This window comes from Olivibacter ginsenosidimutans, from assembly GCF_039542865.1.
In the GTDB taxonomy this organism is placed as follows: domain Bacteria; phylum Bacteroidota; class Bacteroidia; order Sphingobacteriales; family Sphingobacteriaceae; genus Olivibacter; species Olivibacter ginsenosidimutans.
On record NZ_BAABIQ010000043.1, the window covers coordinates 327,960 to 353,325 of the forward strand.

Annotated in this window: 15 protein-coding genes; 6 read left to right on the forward strand and 9 right to left on the reverse strand. The window is 42.5% G+C overall.

What is annotated here, in order from left to right:
* Positions 1 to 24: 24 nt before the first annotated feature.
* The 4 genes from araA to ABD930_RS18885 all read right to left on the reverse strand — a co-directional run bounded on the left by araA (position 25) and on the right by ABD930_RS18885 (position 5,227).
* Positions 25 to 1,524, reverse strand: coding sequence for an L-arabinose isomerase (gene araA / locus ABD930_RS18870; protein ID WP_345234200.1), 1,500 nt, complete (start codon positions 1,522 to 1,524; stop codon positions 25 to 27).
* Between the two features lie 163 nt (positions 1,525 to 1,687).
* Positions 1,688 to 2,386 (reverse strand): L-ribulose-5-phosphate 4-epimerase, encoded by a 699-nt coding sequence (locus ABD930_RS18875; protein WP_345234202.1) that lies wholly within the window; start codon positions 2,384 to 2,386, stop codon positions 1,688 to 1,690.
* A 2-nt stretch (positions 2,387 to 2,388) separates the two neighbouring features.
* Complete coding sequence (locus ABD930_RS18880) at positions 2,389 to 4,044, reverse strand: ribulokinase (protein ID WP_345234204.1); 1,656 nt, start codon at positions 4,042 to 4,044, stop codon at positions 2,389 to 2,391.
* A 490-nt stretch (positions 4,045 to 4,534) separates the two neighbouring features.
* Entirely contained in the window at positions 4,535 to 5,227 is a 693-nt protein-coding gene (locus ABD930_RS18885) for an NUDIX hydrolase (protein ID WP_345234206.1), read from the reverse strand.
* 456 nt (positions 5,228 to 5,683) lie between these two features.
* On the opposite strand from ABD930_RS18885, the gene ABD930_RS18890 reads away from it, so the two are divergent.
* The 6 genes from ABD930_RS18890 to ABD930_RS18915 all read left to right on the forward strand — a co-directional run bounded on the left by ABD930_RS18890 (position 5,684) and on the right by ABD930_RS18915 (position 16,597).
* Positions 5,684 to 7,270: an ATP-binding protein gene (locus tag ABD930_RS18890; protein WP_345234208.1), complete on the forward strand. Its 1,587-nt coding sequence runs from the start codon at positions 5,684 to 5,686 to the stop codon at positions 7,268 to 7,270.
* Between the two features lie 96 nt (positions 7,271 to 7,366).
* Positions 7,367 to 8,905 (forward strand): alpha-N-arabinofuranosidase, encoded by a 1,539-nt coding sequence (locus ABD930_RS18895; RefSeq protein WP_345234210.1) that lies wholly within the window; start codon positions 7,367 to 7,369, stop codon positions 8,903 to 8,905.
* 58 nt (positions 8,906 to 8,963) lie between these two features.
* Positions 8,964 to 10,940, forward strand: coding sequence for an alpha-L-arabinofuranosidase C-terminal domain-containing protein (locus ABD930_RS18900; RefSeq protein ID WP_345234212.1), 1,977 nt, complete (start codon positions 8,964 to 8,966; stop codon positions 10,938 to 10,940).
* Between the two features lie 248 nt (positions 10,941 to 11,188).
* Positions 11,189 to 12,925 (forward strand): DUF885 family protein, encoded by a 1,737-nt coding sequence (locus tag ABD930_RS18905; protein ID WP_345234214.1) that lies wholly within the window; start codon positions 11,189 to 11,191, stop codon positions 12,923 to 12,925.
* Entirely contained in the window at positions 12,897 to 14,315 is a 1,419-nt protein-coding gene (locus ABD930_RS18910) for an APC family permease (RefSeq protein WP_345234216.1), read from the forward strand. Before ABD930_RS18905 ends, ABD930_RS18910 begins: the two co-directional genes overlap by 29 nt.
* Positions 14,316 to 14,353: 38 nt before the next feature.
* Complete coding sequence (locus ABD930_RS18915) at positions 14,354 to 16,597, forward strand: S9 family peptidase (protein ID WP_345234218.1); 2,244 nt, start codon at positions 14,354 to 14,356, stop codon at positions 16,595 to 16,597.
* Between the two features lie 27 nt (positions 16,598 to 16,624).
* Here the strand turns inward: ABD930_RS18915 and ABD930_RS18920 are convergent, their stop codons facing one another.
* From ABD930_RS18920 to ABD930_RS18940, 5 genes are all read right to left on the reverse strand, one after another.
* Positions 16,625 to 17,164, reverse strand: coding sequence for a GNAT family N-acetyltransferase (locus tag ABD930_RS18920; protein ID WP_345234221.1), 540 nt, complete (start codon positions 17,162 to 17,164; stop codon positions 16,625 to 16,627).
* Between the two features lie 52 nt (positions 17,165 to 17,216).
* Positions 17,217 to 18,887, reverse strand: a complete 1,671-nt coding sequence (locus ABD930_RS18925; protein WP_425571144.1) for a M1 family metallopeptidase — start codon at positions 18,885 to 18,887, stop codon at positions 17,217 to 17,219.
* A 69-nt stretch (positions 18,888 to 18,956) separates the two neighbouring features.
* Positions 18,957 to 21,140: a S9 family peptidase gene (locus ABD930_RS18930; RefSeq protein ID WP_345234223.1), complete on the reverse strand. Its 2,184-nt coding sequence runs from the start codon at positions 21,138 to 21,140 to the stop codon at positions 18,957 to 18,959.
* A 194-nt stretch (positions 21,141 to 21,334) separates the two neighbouring features.
* Complete coding sequence (locus ABD930_RS18935) at positions 21,335 to 22,726, reverse strand: aminopeptidase P family protein (protein WP_345234225.1); 1,392 nt, start codon at positions 22,724 to 22,726, stop codon at positions 21,335 to 21,337.
* 75 nt (positions 22,727 to 22,801) lie between these two features.
* Positions 22,802 to 25,171, reverse strand: coding sequence for a beta-L-arabinofuranosidase domain-containing protein (locus tag ABD930_RS18940; protein ID WP_345234227.1), 2,370 nt, complete (start codon positions 25,169 to 25,171; stop codon positions 22,802 to 22,804).
* Positions 25,172 to 25,366 lie beyond the last annotated feature (195 nt).

Below are 25,366 nucleotides of genomic sequence, written 5' to 3' on the forward strand. Positions count from 1 at the left end.
AATTTAAGGTTTTTCGATTAGCGCTTAGGAATGCAATTGGTAGTATACTTCACTCCAACGTAGTTCTTTTTCAATATGCTCCAGTCGAGTGTTTTGATCAATCTTTATAAATTCAATACCGGCTATACGAGCAAAATCTTCTAAATGTTCGGAGGTGAGGTTTTGGCTGTAAACCGTATGGTGTGCGCCTCCGGCATATATCCAGGCCGTACATGCCGTTTTCATGTCTGGAAGCGGCTTCCATAATACGCGTGCAACGGGTAATTTAGGAAGTTCATTTTTTATATCAACACCTTCAACAGCATTTACGATGAGGCGAAAACGGTTCCCCATATCAATTAGCGATGCATTTAACGCAGGTCCACCAGCGGCATTAAATACCAATCGTGCAGGATCTGCTTTTCCGCCAATGCCGAGGGGGTGGACTTCTAAGCGTGGTTTATCCTTCGCTAAGGAGGCATCTACTTCCAACATATGTGATCCAAGTACCATTTCGTTAGCTGGATCAAAATGGTAGGTGTAGTCTTCCATAAAGGCATTTGCCCCTGCCATACCTGAGGCCATCACTTTGCAGGCACGTACCAGAGCTGGCGTTTTCCAATCGCCTTCTCCAGCAAAACCGTAGCCCTGTTGCATCAGCCGTTGTACAGCAATACCAGGAAGTTGTGCCATACCATGTAAATCTTCAAACGTATCGGTGAATCCTTTATACGCTCCGGCTTCCAGAAATTTCTTTAAACCGATTTCGATCTTAGCTGCGTCTAATACATGCTGTCGCTGCGCTCCTCCCGCTTTGGCATTGTCTGCAAGGGTATATTCTTCTTCGTATAGGTTTACAAGGGCTATTAGTTCCTCATCGCTTACGTTGTTTACTACTGCAACCAGATCACCGATAGGGTAAGTATTCACCGAAAAACCAAATTTCATTTCTGCCTCCACCTTATCGCCATCGGTAACGGCCACGTAGCGCATGTTGTCACCAAAACGGACAAATTTTGCACCCTGCCAGTCATGCCATGCAGCCGCAGCCCTCGTCCAAATATTAATCTTAGCCACTACATCCTCATCTTGCCAAAAACCGGTAACTACTTTCCGATTGATGCGCATACGCGATACAATGAAGCCAAATTCACGATCGCCGTGCGCGCTTTGATTGAGGTTCATAAAGTCCATATCCATATTATCCCATGGAATATCACGGTTATATTGCGTATGTAGATGTAGAAGCGGTTTTTTCAATACATTTAATCCTCTAATCCACATTTTAGCCGGTGAGAACGTATGCATCCAAGTGATGATACCGATACAGTTCGCGTCTTGGTTCGCAGCTGAAATGGTCTGATAAATTTCTTCCGTATTTTTGACGATAGGTTTATACCGGATATTAACAGGAATTTGTTGATGTTGATGTAAATAATCAGCAATTTCTTGAGCATGTGCTGCAGCTTGCGCAAGCGTTTCCGGTCCATATAAGTCTTGGCTTCCCGTAATAAACCAGACATCAAAAGATTTTAAATTTAACATATTTGTTATTTTGTAATAAGTATCAAGTATCAAGTATCAAGTATCAAGTATCAAGATATTCGTAGCCGCTCTTGGCTTTAAGCTTTTCGCTTTCAGTCTCGTATCTTGCTACTTGTATCTTATGTCTATAATAAGTTTTTCGTTTACTGCTTTCCGCTTAAAACTACTGTCCATAATAAGCATCAGGTCCGTGTTTGCGCTCAAAATGCTTTTTAATTAAGGCGTCTTTCAATCGCGGCGCATTCGGATTGATCTGTTCAGTTAATAAGGCCATATGGGCTATTGTTTCCAGCACAGCGCTATTGTATACCGCTTTTTCAGCAGTTTTTCCCCAAGTAAAGGGCGCGTGGTTTCCAACCAGTATCATCTCCACTTCTTGGTAATCCAATGCTTTTTCCTTAAAATAATTAAGAATTTGGAAGCCTGTCTCCTGTTCGTAATTCCCCTTAATCATATCATCTGCCATGGGTGGCGCACAAGGAATATCGCTTGTCAAATGATCAGCATGTGTAGTACCGTATAGGGGAATATCCCGTTGACTTTGTGCCCATGCGGTAGCATACGTAGAATGGGTATGCACAATGCCACCAATATTTTCCCAGTGTTTATAGAGAACAGCATGGGTCTTGGTGTCAGATGAGGGTCTTAAATCTCCTTCGACGATATTTCCTTCAAAATCAACAACGACCATATGATCCGGATGTAGGTTGTCGTATGGAACCCCGCTCGGTTTAATAGCAAAAACGCCTTTAGCATGATCGGCTACACTAACATTACCGAAAGTAAATAGTACTAAACCTAATTTTGGTAGCTGCATATTGTTTTCATATGCAGCCTGTTTGATGTCTTGAAAATTAGCCATAATTACGTTTTTTCTAATAGATTACCCATTTGCGTGTACTTTTCATACCGTTGTTGATAAATAGGCACGCGTTGCGGATTTGGATAGTATACGGTATCAAAACCTTGGCCCATGGCATTCATCGCATCTTCTACCTTCGTGTAAATACCCGCAGCAGTTGCTGCAAACATTGCTGCGCCAAGCGCGCACGTTTGTTCCGAGCGGTGAATTTTGATGGACATGTTCAGTACATCAGCCATCATTTGCATAATAAAAGGCGCTTTTCTGGCTACACCACCTAAACCGATAAGTCCTTTAACCGGAATACCTTGTTCATTAAAGCGATCCACAATCTTCTTAGCCCCAAAGCAAGTTGCTTCTACTAATGCCCTAAAAAGCTGTACGGCATCGGTACCTAAATTTAGATCAAAAAAAGCACCTTTAAGCGCTTGGTTGGCATCAGGTGTCCTTCGGCCATTGAGCCAATCAATGGCCAATTCTTGTTGTATATGGGGTTCTATTTTTTCAGCACACTTGCTTAATTGGGGTATGATCTGCTGTTCGATTTGATGGTTTAGGTCTACTAAACTAGGTGTTTCTGCAGTTAGTAATAGGTTTTTCAATGGCCACATCAATAGGTTTTTAAACCAGGCATAAGCATCACCAAATGCAGATTGACCGGCTTCCATACCCAACATTCCCGGTATAACGGAACCATCCACCTGGCCGCAAATGCCTTGTACTAAAATACCTTCCACTTCGTGCGTTGGAGCAACCAACATGTCACAGGTTGAAGTACCCATCACTTTGCTGAGGTGGTACGGTTCAATTTGTCCGCCAACAGCTCCCATATGGGCATCGAAAGCCCCTATTCCTACAATAACGGAAGAATGCAAGCCAAGTCGTTGTGCCCACTCTGCTGATAAAAAGCCGGCCCGTTGATCTGCCGTGTACGTTTCCTTGGCTATGGTACTGGTAAAATCCGCTAGTAAGGGATCGATTGCTTGAAAAAATGCTTGGGGGGGATAGCCGCCAAATGAGGCATTCCAAAGCGATTTATGACCGGCTGAACATACACCCCTCTTGATGGCCAAGGCATCTTTGCCTCCGGTCAATAAGAACGGAATCCAATCGCAATGTTCCACCCACGTAAAGATATGATCAGCTACCTGTTGATCCGTACGTAGAATGTGTAGCAATTTCGCCCAGAACCATTCAGAAGAATAAATACCACCCACATATTGTAGATAGTTGCTCGTAAATTTTTTGGCTGCTTGATTGATTTCATTTGCTTCTTCAACCGCTGTATGATCCTTCCAAAGAACAAACATCGCATTTGGATTTTCTTGAAATTGGGGGAGCAGGGCCAATGGTGTGCCTGTTTTGTCTACAGCAATAGGGGTAGAACCTGTCGTATCAACGGATATGGCCCGTACCTTTGAAGCGACTTGTTTGCCACTTTGTTTTAAGCAATCTTTAATACTTTCTTCCAACCCTTCGATATAATCCACCGGGTGTTGCCTAAATTGATTCAAGGAGGGATTACAATATAAACCCTTTTTCCAACGAGGATAATAATAGGTCGCAGAGGCTATCTCTTGTCCATTATAGACATTTACAAGTATAGAACGTACCGAATCTGTTCCGTAGTCTACTCCTATAACATATGCATCGTCCATATACTAAAGTGCATTTTTCCTATATAACGCAGCATAAATTCCGATTATCTTGCTGCGAATTGGTCAGTCTATGAATTCTTATTTATTGTTTCGTGTCAAAATAACATTTATTTTTTTGGATAAAAAAATATTATTGAAAAAAAAATGATTATCAAGAAGTTTGCCTAAACAGGAGAGGGGGGAGAGGGGTACCTGAACAAGACTTGGCAAATTTGCGAAGGCTCATCCAGACAAAACCTTTTATTCTGTCAAAATTAAGGGGATAGGCAGACGACGGATTAAGCATATTTTTTTTTGAGACTTTAAACACGCTTCTTCACCAATCCATTTTTGAGCGATAACGCCTGTTCTATGCTCGGTATCGCGGTTTGAAGATTTCTTCCCAGTACTGCTGAATCAGAAGAATATCTCCATACAATAAGACAGTATACGAAGCGTCGAAATGACGTATTAATACGTTGAAATGGTTGATTCGATAATGGCTTAAAAATTAAGGGTTAGGTATAAAATTTAAGAAGGAGCTTATTTTGTCTTTATAGGTTTCTTTGTTGAGCTTATAGTAGAAGGCACCTTTTTTCGAATTTTCTTTATCCTTATCTTTCTGGCGTTGTAATAATCCCGTGGACAGTAATTTCCGGTTAAAATTCCGCTTGTCTAAGATAATATCGTATACCCCTTCATATAAGGTAAGGATCTGAGGTATAGTGAATTTTTCTGGGAGGAGTTCAAAGAGGATGGGATGTAAGGCAGCCTTGTAACGCAGCTTTTTCTTAGCATGTTCGACCATGCTATTATGATCAAAAATGAGTTTAGGTAGTTCTTTAAGTGATACCCATTCTGCGCGGTATTCCTGACTGAGTTGATCTTTATACTTTCTAATATCAATTAGCGCGTAATATGCGATGCTGATAGTCCGTTCGATGGGGTCGCGGTTTGGTTCACCAAAGACTTCCATTTGTTCCATATAAACGTCTTCCAGACCTGTTAACTGTTTTAAAACGCGTGCCGCTGCCGCTTCGGGTGTTTCATCCGGCTCTACAAAACCTCCCATCAAACTCCATTTGTTTTTCTCCGGTTCAAAACCTCTTTGAATCAATAGCAATTTGATACTTTCCCCATCAAATCCAAAAATAATGCAATCTACGGCTACAAGTAAGCGCGTTTGTTTGGAATACTTCGTCATAAAGCTATTTTTTTAGCGTTTCGCATGCGTTGGTCATTGGGCAATAAATATAATTAAATTCTATCTGCTTTGTCAATTCTTCCTATCCAAGTTAACCCTCTCTTATGCCTATCTTCTTATAAAAGCTAGAAAGAAAATAAGATAAAATCAATAAAGAATAAATATGAATTTTCATAATATACGTCTTTATATCGATTTTTAACCGTAAAAATACCGTATTATTTACGGTAAGTTTACGGTGAATTTACGGTTAAAAAACGGTAAAATTGAATATCTATATAAGTTCTAAATTATTTCTTTTTATATTTATTTTACTTTCTTTATATAAAAGAAACTGGAGAAGGGTATAATAATTCCCCCAGCTAGGTGCACGAAGATTTCCGTCCCACTGTTTGTTGTACCCGCTGTATACCCCCTCACCTTTATTTTAATAAAATAAATTACCTTTGTGATAAGATGAAGAATTTACCCATCGGACTGGATACATTTGAGGATTTTTTTAAGCTGAACAGTATTTATGTGGATAAAACAGCTTATATCCACAAAATGTTGTCGTCAGGTGTGAAGACTTTTTTTCTCAGCCGTCCGCGACGCTTTGGGAAGAGCTTGCTGTTAAGTACTATTAAAGCAATTTTTGAAGGAAAGAGGGAACTATTTAAAGGACTTTATATTGAAAACAGGATCGATTGGCAGCCCCATCCTGTGATCAAACTGGATATGACCAAAGATGCTGGCAGTGCTAGATCATTGCGTATCGCATTGGCAAGTTCGATAAAGTCGTTTGCCGAGGAGTTTGGTGTGCAGGTGGATTACCATGAAGAATCTCCGTCGACGATGCTGGAAAGACTTATCCGATTGGTGTCAGACCGCACGGGTAAGCAATTGGTTGTGCTTGTAGATGAGTACGACAAACCGATTCTCGATGTTATCGAAAATACTGCATTGGCTGCTGAGATACGTAAGGTACTACAGGATTTTTACGTTGTGTTGAAGTCTTCGTCAGACAAAATCCGCTTCCTAATGCTCACGGGCGTGTCTAAGATCAATCAGCTATCTATTTTTTCGGGATTGAACCAGTTGAGCGACCTCACGCTGAACACGGAATTTGCCGGTATCTGTGGGTATACCCAGCCTGAGCTGGAACAGTATTTTAATGGCTACATCGCACCTTTGGCTGCGGTTTATGGATATACACCAGAGAAAACCTATGAGCAGATTAAGCATTGGTATGACGGATATAGCTGGGACGGCAAGACCTTCGTTTATAATCCTTTTTCTGTATTAAACCTGTTTGACCAAAAGCGTTTTAAAGGGTACTGGTTTGCCACAGGAACACCCACCTTTTTGCTCAAATTGCTGAGTAAGATAGACGACTACTCTGCAGTGCTGGCGGATAAAATCTATGTGGACTACGGGTTTGAAAGTCAGCAGACCCTAGAGAATCTGAAACTAGTGCCACTGATGTTTCAAACGGGATACCTGACGGTAAAAAATGATTATATATTGGAGAGTAAGCTGGAATTGCAGATCCCAAATGAAGAGGTACGTAAGGCCCTGATGGAATCTTTGGTCAACGATTTTATTCGCCATACAGAAAATGATAACTTATACCGGTTGGCGGCGAATCTGAAAACGGCATTTGAAAAGGGAGATACTGCTCTTGCTGTGGAGTATCTAAAAATACTTTACAGCAACGCGGCCTACCATCAAGGTATCAACAATGAAGGATATTATCATAACTTGTTTGAAGTATTCTGCAAATTTGCTGGTATGGATATCCTCATTGAAAGCCGTACAGATATCGGACGCATTGATGCGGTGATCCGCTTTCCTGACCGAACCTATATTATTGAAATCAAGCATTCCGTAGCAGCAGACGGATTGGTCGAAACCGCGTCTCAAGCGCTTCGCCAGATCAGGAGTAACCATTATGTGCAACCATATCTCCGCCAAGGTAAACCTATTCATCTACTTGGGCTTGCTTTCACGAAAGGCAATGTCGGTTTTAGTGAAGAAGTGGTTGCGGGTGACGGCAAAGCTTAAAATATTTTAAATGTATTTTTTACATTTATTTATAATATTTGATATCTTTACCTCCGATAACACCAATTATTAAAATAGATACCAACACGTTAGGAGATGTACACAAAATCAATTGCGACAGCATTTATTTTATCCGTTTTCGCATTAAGCGCTTGGGCACAGAATGTCGTTAAATTCACAGCAGGTCCAGATACCATTGTCATTAATAAACATATTTATGGTCATTTTGCAGAACATCTTGGCCGATGTATTTACGACGGTCTATATGTGGGAGAAGACAATAAGACCTTAGCCAACACCGATGGTGTTAGAAATGACGTTATTGCTGCTTTAAAAAATTTACATATTCCTAATCTGCGTTGGCCGGGAGGATGTTTTGCAGATACCTATCATTGGAAAGATGGTATCGGACCAAAAGATAAAAGACCAAGTATCGTAAATACGTGGTGGGGTGGTGTTACCGAAAACAATAGTTTTGGCACCCATGATTTTTTAAATCTCTGCGAACGCTTAGGGGCGGAGCCTTATTTGGCCGGTAATGTTGGCAGTGGTGAAGTACAAGAACTGGCCGATTGGGTGCAGTATGTCAATTTTGATGGCAAAAGTCCAATGTCCGATCTGCGTCGCACTAATGGGAGAGAAAAACCATGGAAAGTAAAATTCTGGGGAGTAGGTAACGAAGCATGGGGATGCGGAGGAAACATGACGCCTGATTATTATGCGGATGTTTATCGTCGGTACGCTACGTTTATGGCTGATAATGGGGTTGGCTTATTTCGTATCGCTTCGGGGGCTAATAGCGCCGATTATAACTGGACCGAAACGTTAATGAAAAAGATTCCACACGGACTGATACAAGGGATCGCACTACATCATTATGCCGTAATCAACTGGGGAAAAAAGGGATCATCAACTATGTATACCGATGAAGAGTATTTTAAAACCATGCAGTCGGCCTGGTTTATGAATGAACTGGTAGAAAAACATGCCGCAATCATGGATAAATATGATCCGGAAAAAAAGATTGCCTTGGTGGTGGATGAATGGGGTGGTTGGTATGATGTGGAACCGGGAACGAACCCTGGCTTTTTATATCAGCAAAATACGATGCGTGATGCGGTGCTTGCCGGTATGACCTTGAATATTTTTAATAATCATGCTGATCGTGTTCGTATGGCTAATCTGGCGCAAACCGTAAATGTGCTACAGGCCGTTATTCTTACCGAAGGCGACAAAATGCTGATGACGCCAACCTATCACGTGTTGGAAATGTACAAAATACATCAGGACGCTAAACTCATTCCTATTCAATTAACCAGTAATGATTTGACGTTTGGCCAAGAAAAGATACCGGCTGTTTCTGCTGCTGCCTCGATTACAACCAATGGTAAAACGCATGTTTCACTGGTTAATATTGACCCCAAAAAGGAACAGAAAATTACCATAGATTTGGCCGATAAAAGATATGGTACAGTGCATGGTCGTTTACTGACGTCAAAAAAATTGAGGGACTTCAATTCTTTCGAAAAACCAGCGTATATAAAACCTAGGGAATTTAATGAAGCACAATTAAAAGGGAATCAGCTGAGCTTAAATTTGCCACCGTTTTCAGTCGTCGTGCTAACATTGGAGTAAATAGAGCGCGTAACAGCGTTATTCAAATAACATGATACCACACAAGACTAAAAAAGATATGAAGGGCAAGCACCTAATTGCTGCGATATTATTGGTTTTCAACCATCACTTACAAGCGCAGGTAACCAAAACATTTACCATACAGGCCGATCATCTTACTGCCAAAATAGCGCCAACTATGTGGGGTGTTTTCTTTGAAGACATTAACTTAGGCGCTGATGGTGGGATCTATGCAGAACTGGTGAAAAACCGCTCATTTGAATTCGCTCAGCCCTTAATGGGTTGGCAGAAGCTTGGTGACAACATCCCCGAAGGATCTTTAGCAATTTTAAATCGTTCTCAGGAAAAACCAAATAATCCCCGATTTTTACAAGTCGATAGCAATGACCCCCAAAATAAAATCGGTCTCCAAAATGAGGGGTTCCGGGGTATGGGCATTAAACGGGGGTTACGTTATGATTTCAGCGTGTGGTATCGTCAACTAAAACCAGGACTTCGGTTGCATCTGGAGCTTGTTGATAGTGCCGGTAATACCATTGGTGAAGGATTTTTAGAACCCGAGGCGATTGGCAATCAATGGCAACGTGCACAAACCAGTTTTCACGCCACACAAACATGTCCTAAAGCAAAGCTCAACGTCTGGTTTGAAGGACAGGGAAAAATCGATCTGGACATGCTCTCCCTTTTTCCGGAAGACACGTGGAAACGCAGACCCGGAGGTCTACGTGCAGATATGGTACAACGGTTGGCCGACATGAAGCCGGGTTTCATTCGTTTCCCTGGGGGATGTATTGTTGAAGGGCGTGAATTGGCTTCCCGTTTTCAATGGAAAAAAACAGTTGGACCTGTTGAAGATCGGCAGCTGATTATTAATCGGTGGAATACGGAGTTTCAACATCGTCCTGCTCCGGATTATTACCAAAGTTTCGGTTTAGGCTTTTTTGAGTATTTTCAGTTGGCCGAAGATATCGGTGCGGAACCTTTGCCTATATTGAATTGTGGTATGGCTTGTCAATTTAATTCGGCCGAACAGGCTCCACTTGATGAGCTGAATACCTATGTACAGGATGTGCTGGATTTAATTGAATTCGCCAATGGCGATATCCATACACAGTGGGGAAAGCTTCGTGCTCAAATGGGTCATCCAGCACCTTTTCATTTAAAAATGTTGGGTGTTGGCAATGAAAATTGGGGTCCACAGTACATAGAACGGCTGGAGCTTTTTAAAAAAGTTATCGATGCTCAACATCCTGACATTAAAATTGTTGCCAGCTCAGGTACCGATCCAGATGGGGAACGATTCGATTTCTTAAATCGGAAACTAAGGGAATTGCAGGTCGGTTTTATCGATGAACATTATTATAGAAGTCCTGAATGGTTCCTTAGTCACGCGAACCGGTATGATAACTACGATCGCATGGGGCCTAAAGTTTTTGCTGGGGAATATGCCGGACATCCACCTCAGGTTACCGACGGACCGTTAGAAAATAATTGGGGTGCGGCCATTGCAGAAGCAGCTTTTTTGACAGGCCTAGAACGCAACGCTGATGTCGTACAAATGGCTTCTTATGCGCCATTATTTGCCCATATTGATGGCTGGCAGTGGGCACCAGACCTTATTTGGGTAGATAACCTTCGCACCTATGGTACACCAAGTTATTATGTGCAACAATTGTATGCCACGAACAAAGGCACTGCGGTTGTGCCTATGTTGGCAGATGGACAAGCTGTGAGCGGGCAAGAGGGGCTATATGCGTCTTCCACAATAGATCAGCCAAACGGTGAACTCCTGATCAAGGTAGTCAACTATAACCATAAACCTGTGCGAGGAATGTTTAAGTTGGAAACCGGTAAAAAGCCGACTAAAGAGGCCGACCAAATCTTACTGACAGCAACCGATCTAAAGGCGGTAAATTCCTTTGACGATCCCGAGCATATTCACCCCCAAACCACGAAGATTGCTGTTAAAGATAAAACGATCGTAGCTGATTTACAACCCTATTCCTTTTACCTATTTAAAGTTAAATTAAAATGAGTGCGCTTGCTGGATAAATGCTTCCATTCAACATAAGAACGATTGTATTCAAAATATGTTCTTTTAAAATAAGGTAATAAAAGGTTAATATGTTGCCGTTTATTACCTCATGATAAAATTATATTTGCTCTCGCTACCCATACAATATAAACCCTCATTTTACCCAGGGAAATGGTATATGGATATTCCACCAACTTAATGAGCAGTAAGTGATGGTACGTAGATATATAGTTTTACAAATTTTATGGATGTTGCAATATAGCCAAGCAGGAGCACAATCGCCCGATTTTTATCGGCAAACTAGTGAAATAGCACCCACCATTATCCAATATGATCAGGATAAACATGCGCTCTTGGATTTTTATTCTCCACGAGCAGCAGATGGATTTTCGTATCAACCTGTTCTCAACTCTCCTACGCAACGAAAACGACTGCAAGAACTAAACCTTCAGTACTTGGATGAGCTGTCTACATTCGTATTCGACCAATTGCAAGTCAACGGTCAGGTGGATTACCTGCTATTCAAAAATCAAATCGAAGAATATCAGGAAGAATTAAAGGAAGAAGAAGCCAATTATGCCGCTATAAGCGCGTTTATTCCCTTTGCCGATTCCATCTACAACCTGGAAAAAGTGCGGTTTCGCGGTGGCTCCATCGATAGTGAACAGCTTGCAAAAGCATTTAATGGATTTTCCAATGATATAGCAGTCCGTTTGGAAGAGCTACCCAAACAAGCCAAAATAGACAAAAAGCAAGCTGATTTTGCTGAAAAAGCGGTTTATGCCCTGCAGACGAGACTGCAAAATGTGTTCAATTTTTATAACGGTTATGATCCGATGTTTAGTTGGTGGGTACCAAAAACCTACGAGAAATTAGACTCCTTGCTGGGAAAATATGCGGCAAGATTGGCGGAAATGGGCGAAGTCTGCACCAATCAAAAACTAGACAAAAGCGGGATCAAAGGCAGTCCATTGGGTGAGGAGACATTGAATAAATTGTTAGCCAGAGCATATATACCGTATAGCCCTCAAGAACTGATTGCCATTGCGAATCAAGAATTTGCCTGGTGTGATAAAGAATTGTTAAAGGCTTCGCAGGAGATGGGTTTTGGCAACGACTGGAAGAAAGCACAAGAGCAAGTGAAGAATAGTTATGTTCCGGTAGGAAAACAACCGGAGCTGATTGTTAAACTGTATAACGATGCGAAAGCATTTATTACTGAAAGAGATTGGATTACATGGCCGGCGCTAGCCGATGAAACGTGGGGAATGATTATGATGACACCCGAAAGGCAGTTGGTAAATCCGTTCTTCACCGGCGGAAGAGAAATCAGCATCTCCTATCCAACGGCCGACATGTCTTATGAGGACAAAATGATGAGCATGCGTGGAAATAACCCCTACTTCTCTAGGGCTACCGTGCAACATGAACTTATCCCTGGACATCATTTACAGTATTTTATGAATAGCCGGTATAAACCCTATAGACAAGCCTTTGGGACACCTTTTTACATCGAAGGTTGGGCATTGTACTGGGAATTATTACTCTATGAAAATGGCTTTGCTAAAACACCTGAAGAACGTATCGGCATGTTGTTTTGGCGTATGCATCGCTGTGCACGCATCATTTTTTCGCTTAATTATCACCTTGGTAAGTGGTCGCCCCAAACGTGTATTGATTTTCTGGTAGATCGTGTGGGCTTCGAACGTGCAAATGCTGAAGGAGAGGTAAGGCGTTCGTTCCAAGGCGATTATCCACCGCTCTATCAAGCCGCGTATCTCCTCGGTGGTCTCCAAATTATGGGACTAAAACGCGAGCTGGTAGATAGTGGGAAAATGACGCTGAAAGCCTTTCACGATGCTTTCATGAAAGAAAATCAGTTACCTATTGAGCTCATGCGAGCAATTCTCACGAACCAAAAACTGTCTAAAGATTTTAAAACAAACTGGAAGTTCTATGATTTCGACCGCTCAAACAAACTTTAAACCTTCTTTGCGGCTCATCGATGCTACGATGCTGGTAGCAGGTAGTATGATTGGTTCAGGGATCTTTATTGTGAGTGCCGATATCACCCGTCAGACCGGGAGTGCCGGTTGGCTACTTTTTGTTTGGTTCATCACAGGTTTTATGACCCTTACCGCAGCGTTGAGCTATGGCGAGCTAAGTGCGATGTTCCCAAAAGCTGGAGGGCAGTATATCTACCTGAAAGAAGCCTATAATCCGCTGATCAGTTTTTTGTATGGCTGGAGCTTTTTTACCGTTATCCAGACCGCCACCATCGCCGCCGTAGGAGTAGCATTTGCAAAATTTACGGCCTATTTGTTTCCTTCATTTAGTGAAGACCTGGTGATAGTCGATATAGGATTCGTGCAGATTTCTCCAGCACAGCTATTGAGTATTGCCGTTATCGTACTGCTTACTTATATTAATACACGAGGTGTAAGTCATGCAAAGTGGGTACAGACCATCATTACCTTAGCTAAAATACTCTCCCTTACATTGCTCATCGTTTTTGGTCTGGCATCGCTTAAACCAGCTATTTGGCAGGCCAATTGGTTAGGGGGCGCCACCTGGAATTTACAACACTTAAACGTAGATGGCTCGGTAGAAACCTATACCCATATGGCTGCATTTGGCGCTATAGCGGCAGCAATGGTGGGATCTATTTTTAGTAGCGACTCTTGGCACAGTGTTGCATTTATTGCCGGTGAAGTGAAAAATCCGCAGCGCAATGTTGGCCTAAGTCTGGCTCTTGGAACGATACTGGTGACTTTATTATACTTACTGACGAACCTTATGTATACCGGTGTACTGACCCTTCCGGAAATGGCTGCCGCCGAAAAGGACCGGGTTGCGGTGACGGCATCCCATGTTATTTTTGGCCATGCAGGTACCGCTATCATTGCTTTAATGATCATGGTGTCTACCTTTGGCTGTAATAACGGCCTCATTATGGCTGGGGCACGTGTTTATTATTCAATGGCCAAAGAGGGCGTCTTTTTTAAAAAAGTAGGCACCTTAAATCAGCAGGCTGTGCCAGCCGTAGCACTTTGGTTGCAGGCAATCATTGCCTCCCTATGGTGTCTAAGCGGTCGATATGGCGATCTTTTGGATATGATTTCTTTCGTAGTGGTACTGTTTTATATGCTGACCATTATCGGTATATTCATTTTACGGAAAAAGCGACCGACCATACCAAGACCTTACAAAGCCTTCGGCTATCCGGTATTACCCATTATATATATCGTCATGGGAATCAGTTTTTGTGTGTTATTGATGATCTATAAGCCGCAATATACGTGGCCCGGGTTGATGATTACCTTGGCCGGTATCCCTGTCTATTATGTGATCGCAAAAAAGCAAATAACAACGTGAATAGAAGGTATCTCCTCAATTTGTATACGATCAAAAGAATGGAAAAAAATATATGTGGATCGATCTCATTGCTGCTATTACTTACTGTACAACTGGCGTTTGCGCAGGGTACCAAAGCAGATTACGATCGCGCAACTCATTTACGACAATTGATAAAAGGTAAAGCATCAGGTATAACGGCCAATGCATTGTGGATCGATTCCACGAATCAGGTATTTTATAGTGTAAGCACCGCCACTGGGAAGCAATTTATAGTAGCCAACCAGCAAGATGGCTCCAAAAAACCAGCTTTTGATCATCACCTTATCGCACAGCAGTTATCGAAGAGCACGGGCATAGGGGTAAACGAAGCGGATTTACCGCTTGCACAGTTGGCTTATTCCATGGAACGGAGACGATTAAGCTTTACCGCTTATGACAAAGGGTGGGACCTAAACCTAAGCACCAACAAGCTTGAGGAAAATAAGGCGTTAACCGACCGCTTGAAGCGTGGAAATAGCTACTGGGGAGCGCGGCAACGGGATGAACAGACAAGGAAAACCGTTTCGCCCGACAGCCAATGGGTTGCTTATGTCAAAAATTATAATGTATATATACAAAAGCAATCAAATAAGAAGGAGATCCAGCTGAGTTTCGATGGTTCTGCCGGTGAATACTATGACGACTGGCTATTCTGGTCGCCCGATAGTAAAAAACTGGCGGCTTCGAAAGTAAGAAAGAACGAAGATCATACCCTTTATTTGATCGAATCTTCTCCGGAAGATCAGTTACAACCCAAATTGCAAACCCGGGATTACCTGAAACCGGGCGATGCTTTGCCGCAGCGCAGGCCGACATTGTTTCTCGTGGATGAACAGAAAATGAGGGCTATGCCCACTAGTTTGATTGAAAATCAATACGATTTATCTTTCCCCAATTGGCATAAAGATAGTCGCTCATTTACGGTTGAGTACAATCAGCGTGGCCATCAGCGTTATCAGGTGATTGAAATGGATGCACAAACCGGCGCCTGTAAGGTGCTGATTGATGAACAAAGCAAGACCTTTATTGATTATAGTGGAAAAAAATATCGTTACGATGTGGAGGATGGTAAAGAGCTCATCTGGGCATCAGAACGAGATGGTTGGAATCACCTGTATCTATACGATGGACAAACAGGAAAGGTTAAAAATCAAATTACCAAAGGCGAGTGGGTCGTCCGGAATGTGGTGCAAGTCGATGAAAAAAACCGACAAATCCTTTTTGCTGCTAGTGGTCGGGAAAAAGGTCAAGATCCTTATCTCGTTCAATATTACCGCATTAATTTCGATGGTAGCGACTTAAAGGCTTTAACCAAGGAAAATGCTCATCATGAGGGCAGTTTTTCGCCCGATTGCCGTGTGTTTCTGGATCAATATTCCCGAATTGATTTACCGCCAGTTACCTGCCTACGAAGTGCAACTACAGGGGAAGTGTTGATGAAGCTGGAAGAAGCAGCTATCGATCCCTTACGTGCTACCGGATGGAAGATGCCGGAAGTTTTTCGTGCTAAAGGAAGGGACGGACAGACAGACATCTGGGGAATTATCGTGCGGCCAACAAACTTCAATCCTAAGCAAACGTATCCCGTAATCGAATATATTTATGCGGGGCCACACAGCTCTTTTGTTCCTAAAAATTTTCAGACTCTTGTTCCTTATGGTGCACAGGAACTGGCAGAGTTAGGCTTTATTGTGGTTCAAATAGACGGAATGGGAACTTCTAATCGATCAAAGGCTTTTCACGATGTCTGTTGGAAGAATCTGAAAGATGCTGGCTTTCCAGACCGGATTGCCTGGATGAAAGCCGCTGCTCAAAAATATCCCTACATGGACTTGACTCGCGTGGGAATTTATGGTACATCAGCTGGTGGACAGAGTGCTGCGGGAGCGCTGCTCTTTCATCCAGAATTTTATAAGGTTGCTGTATCGTCCTGTGGCTGTCATGATAACCGGATGGATAAAATGTGGTGGAATGAACAATGGATGGGATATCCCATTGGTCCACAGTATGCCGAATCATCGAATGTCGAGAATGCTTACCGGCTTCAAGGAAAGCTGATGCTTATTGTGGGTGAACTGGATGATAATGTAGACCCTTCTTCAACGTTACAGGTCGTTAACGCTTTGATCAAAGCGAATAAAGACTTTGATTTCCTGATGGTTACCGGTATGGGGCATTCCTCAGGAGGCGATTTTGGAGAACATAAGCGAAGGGATTATTTCGTGAAACATTTGCTGGGTGTTGAACCTCCTGCCTGGTAGTGTCCGTTTGCTTAGAAGCGCCTATGGTCATATTGAGGTACGGGAATGCCAATCCTCTTTTTTTAGTTCATACAGAAAATTGAGTTTTGGTTGTTCACCTATATAAGCAACTTCCTGTTCTCCAGTTTTGATCGCACCAAGTCTGTTTACCGCTATCTGTGAGCGGTAATTCGTAGCGCCAACCTGAAAATGCACCCGGTCTACAAACTGAAAAACATAGTCTAACATGAGGCGCTTTACAGCAGCGTTTAAACCGGTGCCCCAATACGAGGTCCCAAAGAAGGTATAACCGATATGAATGCTGTTATCCTGTTCGTTATAATCATAGAAGCGGGTGCTTCCGGCTACCCGTCCGGTTCGCTTGTCCATAATTTTAAAAGCACCCTTGCTTTGCATCGCTCCATCAAAAAATGTTTTAAAAACAGCCCGTTGCCAACGGTCTTTATTGGGATGCTGTTCCCATACCTTTTTATCCGACGCAAGCTTGTATAATGCGTCAAAATCGTTTACGGTTAAGGGGTTTAAGCGTACATGCTCATTTTCTAAAGAGTGCTGTATGGAAAACATGATCTTTTTGATATAAAAATGTTGGTGTATCTATGGTGGTCTACTGGCTGGCTTACTCTATTAACACGCCTATATAATAATTATAGGTATCCACTTCCAGATTGTCTTTGCTTGCACCCGGCAAATTAACTTCTTTCCAGCTTCTATCCGGTTCTATAAACTGGTCGTCGCCATCATTTACCCGAACTTTTACCGGCATGCTAAAATCCGCTACATCGGCAATCCAACGCGCATACGTTTTGCCATCTTTGAAACGGAATTCTAGGGTAGGGATATTGGTATGTTTTATATACTGTTCAAAAACAGGGTTTAAGTTACGCTGGGCATGTTTACTGATGTAATTAACCACGTCTTCGTAATTTACCGTTTGGTGATAAAAGGTTTTATTCAAGCCTCTCAATATTTGCCGCCATTGCTCGTCGTCATTAATAATGGTGCGAATCATGTTCAGTAAGACGCCACCCTTAGGATACATATCGCCAGATCCTTCTGTGTTCACACCATAAGGGCCTTGCACCGGGCTATCGTTCTGAATACCACTTCGGATACCGTGCACATAAGCTTGTCCGGCTTCCTTTCCATAATTGTAGTCGATAAAAAGTGATTCCGAATAATTGGTGAAGCTCTCATGTATCCACATATCGGCCAAGTCCTTAGACGTGATGTTGTTTCCAAACCATTCGTGGCCACTTTCATGCACAATAATGAAATCCCATTTCATGCCCCAGCCCGTATCCGAAGCATCCCGACCACGATAACCATTAGCATAGCCATTTCCGTAGGTAACGGCGCTTTGGTGTTCCATACCGGTGTAAGGAGCGTCTACGAGTTTATAACTGTCTTCGTAAAAAGGATAAGGACCAAACCAGTGCTCAAAAGTCTTCAGCATAGGAATAACATTAATCGGGAAGAACTTTTTGGCTTTGGCTTCATTTTCCCGGAGTACCCAATAGCTCAAATCAAGCTTGCCTTTCTCCCCTTGATATACGTCCTTGAAATGAACATAATCGCCAATATTGGCTGAGACACTATAATTGTTAATGGGATTGCGTACTAGCCAATCGAACTGGGTATAGCCATCCTTACGGTCTGTACGCTTAATCAATCGGCCATTGGATACATCAGTCAAACCTTTAGGAACGCTAATGCTGATCAGCATGCTGTCTACCTCGTCCGACTGGTGATCTTTATTCGGCCACCATACACTAGCCCCCAAACCTTGGCAGGCCGTTGCTACCCAGGGTTTGCCTTGGCTATCTTTCGTAAAGACAAAACCTCCATCCCAAGGGGCACGCTTGGCAACCTGAGGATTACCGGAATAAAAGACCTGCATGGAGTCTATTATGCCTTGTTTGATGCTTGTAGGGAAGTCGACAAACACCGCATTAAATTCACGGGTAAAGGGTAGTTCCTTACCGTGATACACCACTTTATCGACCTTCAGGTTGGCAAACAAATCAAACTGCAGTTTGTCGAAATCCGTCGTAGCCTCAAATTTAAAAAGGTTGCTTCCGCTGATAAATTTACGATCGATATCTATTTTTACATCCAAGTGGTAATACTTAAGGTCATAGCAGGTACGTAAAGGCGTTAAGGTACCTCTTAAGGAATCTGCTTTTGTAAATACCGGTTCATCTTTCACCAGCAACTGTGCTGCGCCTACCATTGGTAATACCGCTATTGATAGGGCAGACAGTATTTTTTTATAGGTTGTGCTATTCATGTTAAAATGTTTTTATTAGCCATTAAAGAAAATAGATAGCTTTTGTGGCTGAAGACAAAAAGTAAAGCATTATTTTCCTCCCGGAGGGCAATGCTGTTTCAAATAGTTCGTATACAAACGCGATAGGTGGGCGGATGTTCCTTCACCTTCCGTTATCGAGTGACTTCGATTAGGATAAGACATCAGCTGAAACTGTTTATTGTATTTAACTAATGCATTGATCAACATTTCGGCATTCTGGTAATGTACATTATCATCACCTGTACCGTGAATATAAAGCAGGTTCCCCTGTAGATTTTTTGCATAGGTAATGGGGGATCCCTTAATATAATCTTGCTCACTTTCAGGAGGGACACCCATGTAACGTTCTTGGTAAATGTTGTCGTACATCAGCTGATTGCCAACGGCAGCGACCGCTATGCCTGTTTTATAAATTTCCGGGTATTGAAATAATAAGTTTAAGGTGGATGAGCCGCCACCACTCCATCCCCAAACAGCAATACGTTCGGCATCAACGAAATTCCATTTCAGAATCTCTTTTGCAGCCATCGCCTGATCGCGGATGTTAATCGTGCCGATATTACGATAAATAGCCTTTCTCCAAGCGCTACCTTTTGGCGCAGGTGCTCCGCGGTTTTCGACGGAGATATAGATGTAGCCATCATCGGCCATATTCCCTTCATATAAACGATTGAAACCTGTACCATACGTGTCCGTCACGGTTTGCCCAGCAGGTTCGCCGTATACATAGAAAACGACAGGGTATTTTTTGGTCGGATCAAATGCGTTGGGTTTGACCATCCATCCGTCCATTTCCACGCCATCTACGGTGGTTATTTTAAAGAACTCAGGTTTAGGAATACCCGCGGGAAGATCGCGTTGAACCGTGGCAGGTAGTCTTTGTTGATGGTTGGGTAGACTAACGACTTCCCCTGCAGAGTAGGCCGAACTGCTGCTGAATTCATGTTCAGCCAGCTTTCCGTTAGGCGAAATTTGATAACTGTGGGTTCCCGCCTGATTGGCAGGCGTTAATCGATGGGCATTTCCTCCTTTTAGCGATACCTGATACAGATACTTTTGCGTGGCATTATCGGGTGAAGCACTGAAATAAATGCGTTGATTGGATACGTCGATTAAATCTAAGCCAATGATATCATAGTTACCCTTGGTCAGTAATGTTTCTTTACCGGTTAAATCGATCTTATAGATATGGCGCCAACCATCTTTCTCGCTGATCCATAGAAAAGCCTTACCGTTATCGATCCATTCCCAACCACTGGGGTCATCATCATTCCAACGGGCTTTGATGTCGATCCAAGCCTGATCTTGCTCATGATAGATGGTTTTGGCTTCACCATTTGTCGCTTGACACAGCATAATGTTGCTTTCCTGCTGCCTGCGGTTTAGTTGCTGGATAATGAGCGATTGGCCATCAGGCGTCCATTCCATTCTGGGAATATAATGTTGCACAGGATCTCCCGGAATAGCCATTTTCTTATTTTCTTTTGTTTTTACATCTACCACATAAATAAAACAGGCGCTTGGGTTTTGACCAGCTTTAGGGTATTCTACCGGGATTGTAAAGGAATAGGTAGAGTCAGTGGTATTTAACATCAGGTAGTTGCGGATACTTCTGGCATCGATTTTCCAATAGGCAATATGCTTGCCGTCGCTCGACCAGCGAAAGCCATCCCTACAGCCAAATTCTTCTTCATAAACCCAATCAAAGGTTCCATTGATGATGCGATCGGTACCATCTGTTGTTAATTGGCTAATATGATGTGCAGCTAAGTCTTCTACGTATATGTTATGTTTACTTACATAAGCAACGCTAGTGCCATCGGGTGATAATTTAGCGAACATCAAAGAAGAGCTTGGGAGGCTCTTGCCCAATTGCGTAAGCTCCTTTTTGTTACGATCATAAATCCAGTAATCACCACGCGTTTCATAGCGCCAAACCCGTTTTGTATTCGTAAATAATAATACCTTTTGGCGATCGGCGGAAAGGACAAATTGTTTCACGTGTAATGGGGCACTGCTATCCTGAGGCGTGAGGGCTGCGCGGTCTAAAAAGGTGGAAGGATGGTTTGGATCCAGCAATTTTACTTCCACTAGCTGTTCTTCAGATACGTCATAATATCCGTTGCCATCTTCCGTCCATTGGGTTTTAATCCCTGGTTGCGCCAATAAAAAATGTACAACAATGAAATTGCTGATGATGTAAACGAAGAAAAATCGGTTAATGGTTTTCATGTATGTTATTATTTTGTTCGTTATTCGTTGTTTGTTGTTCGTGATGGTAAATTTAGTATCAAGTATCAAGACATTTCTAGGAGCTTCTGGCTTTATGCTTTTCGCTTTTAGTCTTATGTTTTGCTGCTTGTATCTTATGTCCTTTAAAAACGTACCACTTAAAACGTATAACTCAAAAGCGTTTTTTGCTTTTCTTAATCGTTTCGGAGTGCTTCCACTTCCTCAATCGTTTTGGCTAGATGCTTACCTAAACGGCGGTTTCCCGATCTCGTCACGAGATAGTCATCTTCAATACGTATGCCACCAAAATCGAGGTATCGCGCTACCGCTGTATAGTTAATGAAATCAGCCAATTTATTTTCTGCTTTCCAGCGGGCGAACAATTCCGGTATAAAGTAGATGCCGGGCTCAACGGTTAATACATATCCCGCTTCCAATGCTTTGGCCAAACGTAAGGATTTTAAACCAAATGTGGTGGTATCTTTTTTCAAGGTTTCGGTGTAGCCCACGTATTGCTCACCTAAATCTTCCATATCGTGTACATCCAATCCCATCATATGTCCTGTACCACATTGAAAAAAAAGGGTATGTGCCCCTTTTTCTATTGCTTCTGCGGTATCACCTTTTACCAGACCGAGTGCCTTTAATCCATCATATAATACCGAGCAAGCTTGCAGATGCACGTCAAGATATGGTACTTGGGGCGCCACCATAGCTGAAGCTTGTTCAAATGCTTGCCATACAATGGTGTAAATTTCTTTTTGTTTGGTACTGAAGTGCCTATCAACAGGAAACGTACGTGTTAGATCTCCTGCATAACCCATAGCGGTTTCTGCCCCAGCATCATTTAGTATCAATTGTCCTTTCTTGAATGTATGGAGTTGTTTGTGATTGTGTAAGATTTCTCCATGGATAGATAGAATGGTAGGATAAGCCAGTTTACCGCCACCATTTTGCGCAAGCTCTTGTATGGCATTAGCTAGTTGCAGTTCGGTTAACCCTTCTTTAGCCGTCTTCATAGCATACAGATGCATATCAACGGAAATATTTATGGCGTGTTCTATCTCGGCGATTTCTTCTTCGCTTTTGATGGATCGTTGTGCAACAACGGCTTTAATAAAAGGTATTGATGCCTTTTTCTGCTGCTCCAGAGGGGGGATGCCTAATAAATGGAATAATTTTATGCTATTGGCAGGTTGATAGGGAGGGAGGTAGCGAATGGTACGATTTTGCTTCAACGCCTGTTGTATATAATCCGGCAGATCCTTGCTGGAGCAAACTAGGCGGATACCGCTTTTTTCGCATTTTTCTGCTAAGGTTGCCTGTCGTCCCATCCATACTATTTCGTCCATGCTGAGCTCATCGCCAAATAGGAGTTCCTTGTTTTCATCCAGATCAATAAGGGCTGCAAGTTTAGGCCCCTGAATACCAAAGTAATAGAGAAAAGAGCTGTCTTGTCGGAATGGGAAGGTGTTGTCTGCGAAATTCATGGGTTGCTCATCGTTTCCGAGAAATAGCAGCAAGCCATTTGAAAATTGTTTTTTTAGTTGGTTCCTTCGCTCAATATAAATCGATTTGTCGAACATATTTGTATGTGTTGCGTTGATCAAAGGTCTTATCTTTTTTGTTTAATTGAAAAAATAAAGGGGTCTAAAAATTCATTATTTTTCATTGCTTACAGATCTGGCTCCATAAAAAGGTCCTGCCATGTTTTGTTCATCGGTTGGTTTTAGGGTAACGATTACTTGCTTTTTGCCCTTCGTGATCGTTCTGGGTATAGCATAGGTAATATCGTAAAAACGACTTTCTTTATAGTTGTTTAAATCTTCCTGAGCGATTTTTTCTCCATCGATCAAGATGTCAAAGATACGCCCGCGATTATCCATGCCCCAGTAACTTAAGATGAGGCTATTAGCCATTTGGGGATCGACAGCCATTTCAAATGTTAGGTAACCTCCATTTTGCGTAGCTCGCCATTTCCGTTGATGATCTTCTCCGGTTGTCAATTTTTCACCTTGCAATTTATGATCACGTTCGGGTTGCATTTCGCCCGGGCGGAAGAGGGAAAGTGTTCGGGCTTCCAGGGCGCGTTGTTTTATGTTCTCCGCTTCATATACCTGTTGTTGTTCCTTCCATTTTTCCGGGGTAAAAATATCCCAGTACACCGTATAATGCTCGTTCACAAAATGATTGAAAGGCATCAATTCTACACGTTGGGGGTAAGCAACATTTGGCCTTGTGCTGAAACGCAACTCATGCTTGTTTTCCGCTTGAATCCAATGCTCAGGTGCTGCTTGATCACTCACCAAAACGGGCGTACCTTTTAGCGGATCGGGTTCTTCCATGCCCAATTTGGCCGCCAGCAATACGGGACCGTAGAAGATGGCCTGCCGATCCGGGTTATCGGGCATAGATTCGGTATAAAGCGAGCTTTTTAACGTAAGCACCAATTGATCATCGGCCTTCCATTGCTGATCAAGGTATATATAGCCAAATTCATCTATCGATGGATGGACCGCTTTACCATTTATCGATAGACTATATTCTTGTGCCCAGTGTGGTTTACGAATGCGTATTGGCAGCGGATGGGTGGGCGCTGATTCAATAGTGAAATAGACCTTGTCAGAAGCTGGTAAACGGGTTTCTTGCCGTAGGGTCAACCCTTCGTCTTTCCATGTTAAGACAGCAGGAATAAATAGATTCACAAATAAGCTTCCATCGCTTCCTTTAAAGTAGATCGTTTGGTTGTACTTCACATGGTTTTCCATGCCGGTTCCTACGCAACAAGTGAATGCATGTTCATAGTCACTAAATTCCTTTCTCCCACCCATGCGCAGTGAAGTGTAATACGTTACGGTACCATCGTTTGGATTTTGTGAAGCTAGAATGTGGTTAAGTAAATCTCTTTCGTAATAATCCATTAAAGCAGCCGAAGGTTTGATCATAAATAGATGCTGCGTTAACTTGAGCATATTATATGAATTGCAGGTTTCAGTGGTATTATCCGTTAAGGTATTGTTCAATTGATCCGCTGGGCCAAAGTACTCATAATTACTGTTGCCTCCTGTAGCATAGGAATGATGGTTGACCACCGTTTTCCAAAAGAAATCAGCAATCGCTAAATCACGATTATCACCTGTCAGCTCGTATCGTCTAGCGCTGGCAATTGCTTTGGGAATGATGGTATTGGCATGTTTACCGGGCAGCACATCTTGTTGATGGGCTAATGCGTCGAGTAAGGGCTTATCATAAAATTTATAGGATAGTTCGAGGTATTTTTTATCACCTGTAAGCGCGTAGGTATTGGCTAGTGTTTCGGCCATCCCACCATATTCACATTTCAGCATTTCCTGAATTTGTGCTTCATTTAGATTTTTTAGGAGCTTGTCTGCCCAGTTGGCTAGACCTAAATTGACCTCCAATGCCTGCTTATTTCCGGCGTATATATAGGCATCCAGTAAGCCCGCCATAATTTTATGGATGGTATACCAGGGAGCCCATCCACCATTTAAATCGAAGCTGTGTGTACGAATATCCCCTTTCGCGACTTCCGCCCAAATGCGGTCTTCTTCCGGTATGGCCCCAATATAACCGGTTTTTCTTGCTTTTTGGGTTTCCGCCAGCTGGGCAACCACATAGTTGATCTTGCTTAAGAAGGCAGTGTCTTGGGAGGAGGCATAATGCAGTGAAATAGCAGAAAGGTAATGACCCAACGAATGACCGGCTAAGCCTTCCGATTCCCATCCACCGTATCGTTTAGCTTTGGGTTCCAATCCAGCATTTTGCCGAAAACCAGCCAATAAGCGATCTGGTTCAATCCAGCGAAGAAATTTGAGTTCACCTTCCTGAGCAGCGTAAAAGCTACTTTCCAATAGCTGTACCTCTTGCAAAGGAAAAACTGTCGCTTTAATGGCTGTCGCTTCATCTACCTTGGTCAATTTCTCGCTTGTCTGTGGCAATAATGTCTGTGCAACTATTGTGGCGCTTGGTATGCAAAAAAATAGAAGGGTTAAAAATAAATTTGTATACATCCGGTTATTCGTTGTTCGTTATGAGCCTGTCCGCCTATCTTGGTGGATCGTTCGCTATTCGATAGAGCTGATAGCAGCTATCTCCGGTAAAATTCATCAATTATTTCAACGATAACTTTCCTTTTTTTTGCTGATGTTGTACGTATTTTAACCTAAATTTTGCTGTAAGCACTAAGCCTATTGCCTACAGCTTAT

Bases quoted from the DNA above. Each gene is read 5' to 3' on its own strand.
- araA (WP_345234200.1), bottom strand. From the start codon at position 1,524: ATGTTAAATTTAAAATCTTTTGATGTCTGGTTTATTACGGGAAGCCAA.
- ABD930_RS18875 (WP_345234202.1), bottom strand. From the start codon at position 2,386: ATGGCTAATTTTCAAGACATCAAACAGGCTGCATATGAAAACAATATG.
- ABD930_RS18880 (WP_345234204.1), bottom strand. From the start codon at position 4,044: ATGGACGATGCATATGTTATAGGAGTAGACTACGGAACAGATTCGGTA.
- ABD930_RS18885 (WP_345234206.1), bottom strand. From the start codon at position 5,227: ATGACGAAGTATTCCAAACAAACGCGCTTACTTGTAGCCGTAGATTGC.
- ABD930_RS18890 (WP_345234208.1), top strand. From the start codon at position 5,684: ATGAAGAATTTACCCATCGGACTGGATACATTTGAGGATTTTTTTAAG.
- ABD930_RS18895 (WP_345234210.1), top strand. From the start codon at position 7,367: ATGTACACAAAATCAATTGCGACAGCATTTATTTTATCCGTTTTCGCA.
- ABD930_RS18900 (WP_345234212.1), top strand. From the start codon at position 8,964: ATGAAGGGCAAGCACCTAATTGCTGCGATATTATTGGTTTTCAACCAT.
- ABD930_RS18905 (WP_345234214.1), top strand. From the start codon at position 11,189: ATGTTGCAATATAGCCAAGCAGGAGCACAATCGCCCGATTTTTATCGG.
- ABD930_RS18910 (WP_345234216.1), top strand. From the start codon at position 12,897: ATGATTTCGACCGCTCAAACAAACTTTAAACCTTCTTTGCGGCTCATC.
- ABD930_RS18915 (WP_345234218.1), top strand. From the start codon at position 14,354: ATGGAAAAAAATATATGTGGATCGATCTCATTGCTGCTATTACTTACT.
- ABD930_RS18920 (WP_345234221.1), bottom strand. From the start codon at position 17,164: ATGTTTTCCATACAGCACTCTTTAGAAAATGAGCATGTACGCTTAAAC.
- ABD930_RS18925 (WP_425571144.1), bottom strand. From the start codon at position 18,887: ATGAATAGCACAACCTATAAAAAAATACTGTCTGCCCTATCAATAGCG.
- ABD930_RS18930 (WP_345234223.1), bottom strand. From the start codon at position 21,140: ATGAAAACCATTAACCGATTTTTCTTCGTTTACATCATCAGCAATTTC.
- ABD930_RS18935 (WP_345234225.1), bottom strand. From the start codon at position 22,726: ATGTTCGACAAATCGATTTATATTGAGCGAAGGAACCAACTAAAAAAA.
- ABD930_RS18940 (WP_345234227.1), bottom strand. From the start codon at position 25,171: ATGTATACAAATTTATTTTTAACCCTTCTATTTTTTTGCATACCAAGC.